Source organism: Acinetobacter sp. YH16052 (genome assembly GCF_013417155.1).
Classification (GTDB): Bacteria; Pseudomonadota; Gammaproteobacteria; order Pseudomonadales; family Moraxellaceae; genus Acinetobacter.
Genome location: NZ_VPEO01000069.1, coordinates 1 through 4042, shown reverse-complemented (window position 1 = coordinate 4042; position 4042 = coordinate 1). Strand labels below are relative to the sequence as shown.

The window sequence follows — 4042 nt, the reverse complement described above, 5'->3', positions numbered from 1 at the left end:
GTTTTATGATAACTTTACTGTTAAAAGAAGTCTAGACAACCTTGTTTTATGCTTGGATATAAGGCTTATTTTAAAATAATAGTAGTGAAGATTTTCTAAAATTAACATAATACACCTTATACGAAATACTGTTTTTTATTCGATATAAATCATAAACTTATACTAAGACGTTCCAGGGTTCAGCGCACTGGAACGGCTTTTTTGTGACTATTCACGTTCCACGCCTATTCTTTGATCAATGTTTCACGGTTTTAATTAAATAAACTGAATAATTCAATCTGCACGATTTAAGCGATTATCTTGAATAAGATCATCCAATTTATCTTCTAAATCTTCAATCTTATATTTGAGCGATAAAATAGAATTTTTTAAACGCTCATTTTCAGGAGCATCAGGATTTTTTAATTGATTAAAAATTTCTAATAATTCGTTGCGATTAGTGCTTAACCTTTCAATGTCACTTTCAATAGCCATTCTTGGTGTCCACAGAGCAAGTAAACTTTGCTCATAGTCTTTGAGTTCTTGATGGCTCATTGCATCTAATTCAGCTCTAGTTTTCATGGTTTAAAATCCGTCTTGCTATGAAGAGCTTTAAAAATCCGCTTTGCTGTTTCCTCTCTTACACTTTTCGGATCTCGTAAGATGCCACTAATCCAAAGGGCAAAACTAGGATAGTCCTGGAAGTTACTTAGGTCTGATAGCTCAGAAAGTTTAGATAAAATAGCACTGTACTTGTTAATTTGAGCATCAGACAGGTTGCAGAATATATCTATTGTTTTTGGATCTCGCTCAGGAGCTATTAATTTTGGCTTAGATTTTTCTTTCACAGTGAACTTAAAGCCGACAACAGAACGTCCTTTTTTAACTGGACTATAGTCAACTGTTACATCGGTAAATTCATTAATTTCATCTAATGAGCTCTTCAAAACTCTTCGTTTTAAGTTCCTCAAATCTCTATAAGATTCTGGTAAACCAAACTCTGTAAACATTTCATCTAGCGTTAATTCAAAGCCATTTTTTGCCTGATTTTTTTTCGCTAAATGGTAAAAGTCTATTGAGTAGTCTTTTTTTAATTTTAGAACTACATCTTTTTTATAACGAGTGTATGGATTGTATTTATCTAAAATTTTCAACATCACCAAAACAATAGATGTAAACCTTAAAGATATCCCTGCATCTTCATAAGTAGCATCAATTACCCAGTTAGAGTAGACCTTTTTCCCCCTATCATTAACGTATGAAAAGGACCGATCTACTAGTTTTTTTGACGCATTTTCAATTTGTTTATAAGCAGAATTGACTTTGATACCACAGTCATCAGCAAATTGTTGAGCAGATATTAAGATTTGATCTTGTTCACTTGCATCGATATTTCTAGCAATCGGAGAAGCCATAATTAAAATTCTTTTTTCATCTACAGACATGCTTTTAAAGCATTCAGTAACTTTGTTTTGAATAGCCATTGTTGTTACTGGATAAGATTTATCATAACTATTTTCTTTATTCATTCAGATATCAAACCTTATAAAAAATGAACATGATTTTTGTACCCTTATGAGAAAACAATGTACACCAATAAACATAAGGGTACAATAATTTATTTGTACCCTTTATCATGCTATTTGTACCCTTTAATCATGCTATTTGTACCCTTTTAAACGATAAAATCATGCTATTTGTACCCTTTATCATGCTATTTGTACCCTTTTAACGCTTGAAACTATTGCTGCATAAGGTTTTCAGAGGGTCTAAAAGCTTTTAAAAGCTTTTTAAAAGAATAAAAGGGAATTTATTTCCAAAGTGAGTTATTAAAACTGCCCTTGGTACTCGCTAAAGCTCGTACTCTATTGAAGCTCGTTTCACTCGCTTCGTGGGGGCAGTTTTTTGCATATATGATCAAGGATTCAAAAAGCAAAACATGAATAATGCATTCGCTATGCTCATGCTTTTTGACGAGCAAAAGCATCAATACTTCGCTCGTAGACACTCGCTAATCACTGTCCCCAGTAATTCAATAAAAAACGGTTTTTCAGAGGGGGAATAAGCAACCTTTCGTTGTGTCGCTCGTAGACACTCGCTAAAAGGCTCTCATTTGCGTTTTAAGCGATTTTATTTTTATCAACTATAGTTTTACTGTATTTCTATCAAAAGTCGCTAAAACCCCCGTTTTTTTGCGCTTAAATGGGATTGCTAAGGCGTGTAGTCATGGTTATTGTCATTTTCTGGCTTTTTAGGCTCATTTCTCTGCTGTTTTTCTTGTTCTTGGCGTCTTAAAAATGCCAAATGTTCTTGTTGCTCTCGTTCTTGTGCATAGCGTTGTTCTTGTTGCTCTCGTTCTTTAAGTAACTGCTGTTCTCTAGATTCACGATCTTTTCGGTCGTTTTCGAGCTGTATTGCTCTTTTTTGGGAAAACTCTTGCTGCGCTTCGGTCTCAATTTTTTTTGTAAAAGCCGCATGCAATTCTTGGATTTTTAGATCTTCCATTTCTTCTGCATATAGTCGCTTTTGTTTTTCACCATTTTGAGGACTAAAGTATTTATTTCCATAGTTATCTTCTTCAAATATATAACTATTTATGATCTCCAGTCTTTGATCGCGTACATACTCTTGATACTCAGTTTCTCTGCGTGATATTTCAGAAATTTGATGATCTATATTTGAAATTTGATCATTAAGTTTTCGTTGTTTAACAGTGATGTTCGGTTCGTCAAATTTTGCAAAAGACTTTTTAGGCTGGAGCAGCTGATTTTCTTCTGTCCATTTATTTAAATGATCAGAATATCTCTCTTTTTTTTCTATTTCACTAAGACCAGAAATATGCTTTTGGATGTCTAGTTGGGTGTTGTGTTGGTCGATCAGGTCATTTATTTGATTGATCCATTTTGTTTTAAAAAATAAAGGCTCTTTTTTGCGTAGTTCTGATATTGCAGAACTCATCGTGTTTAATTTTGTTGTTAATTTTGATAATTCTTCATTTTGGAATTCAGAAAGTTTCTGAGAAGTTTTTTCTAAATACTCAGCTTGAGAGTATTGAAACTGAAGCTCACTTCGTACTTTTTGAACAAGATCCTCAGATACTTTGATGTTTTCATCCAGTGCGATGACCTTTTTGATTTTTAAATTACGTAGCTTAATTTCATCATTTTTCAGACTAATTTCTGTAAATATTCCTCGTCTCCGGAGGTATGTCGCTTGAGGACCTTCGTGCTGAGTTGCTTCTAGGTCACTTTCCTGGTCTTCATAACTTCTGTGATCGACACGTTCATCAAATCCATTTTGTTCCAGGTGATGATTGCATAACTCTGCAAATGATTCTCTCCAGTGGCTTACAGTTTCTGTGCCATTGTCACGACTGAAGTCCCTATATTTTTTTGCTGAAAAGCCACCCTGCTCATTAATACTTCGGGTTGTGAACATGATGTGTGCATGGTAGTTGCGTTCATCACTTCCACTGTCTGTATGAGGTGCATGAATAGCAGCATCAACGATGACACCGTATTTTTTAACGAGGTTTCGGCAAAGTTCATTGAGCATATTTTCACGCTGTTCAGCGTTTAACTCACTGGGAAATGCAATCTCAAACTCTCTTGCAAGTAATGCATCTTTTCTACGTTCAACCTTTTCGACTTCATTCCAAAGTGTTTGGCGCTTGAGTAACTCAGTATTTGTATTTTCAGGTGCATAGATTTTTGTAAATTCGACACCAGTTTTTCTTGTGTAGTCTTGTTCTTTTCCATAAAAATCGCATACCAATTTTTCACTTGAACGATATGCAGCACAAGCAACGGCCGATCGTCCATTACCTCTACTAATCGTTTTAACTGAAAAATGATATATCGCCATTTTGCTTTTGCTCTTTATTTCGATTTATCGAAATTACCAACATGTATATGTTGGTCAGGGGATTACAAAGGGGATTTACCCCTTGTCGCACCATTGGATGAAATCCAATGGCTAAGTGCGCCCTTCGGGAAAACCACGATAGCATGGGCTGTCTTGAATTTCAATTCAAACAGACCTATGCTTGAGGGGGATTCCTTGA

The 4042-nt window shown here is 34.8% G+C and carries 3 protein-coding genes; all 3 read right to left on the bottom strand.

Annotation, left to right across the window (positions count from 1 at the left end):
- Positions 1 to 273 precede the first annotated feature (273 nt).
- Positions 274 to 561 (bottom strand): hypothetical protein, encoded by a 288-nt coding sequence (locus FTV42_RS15735; RefSeq protein WP_004728627.1) that lies wholly within the window; start codon positions 559 to 561, stop codon positions 274 to 276.
- Complete coding sequence (locus FTV42_RS15730) at positions 558 to 1508, bottom strand: replication initiation protein (protein ID WP_004728629.1); 951 nt, start codon at positions 1506 to 1508, stop codon at positions 558 to 560. Before FTV42_RS15730 ends, FTV42_RS15735 begins: the two co-directional genes overlap by 4 nt.
- 682 nt (positions 1509 to 2190) lie before the next feature.
- Positions 2191 to 3843, bottom strand: coding sequence for a MobQ family relaxase (mobQ, locus tag FTV42_RS15725; RefSeq protein ID WP_180039172.1), 1653 nt, complete (start codon positions 3841 to 3843; stop codon positions 2191 to 2193).
- Positions 3844 to 4042: the final 199 nt, after the last annotated feature.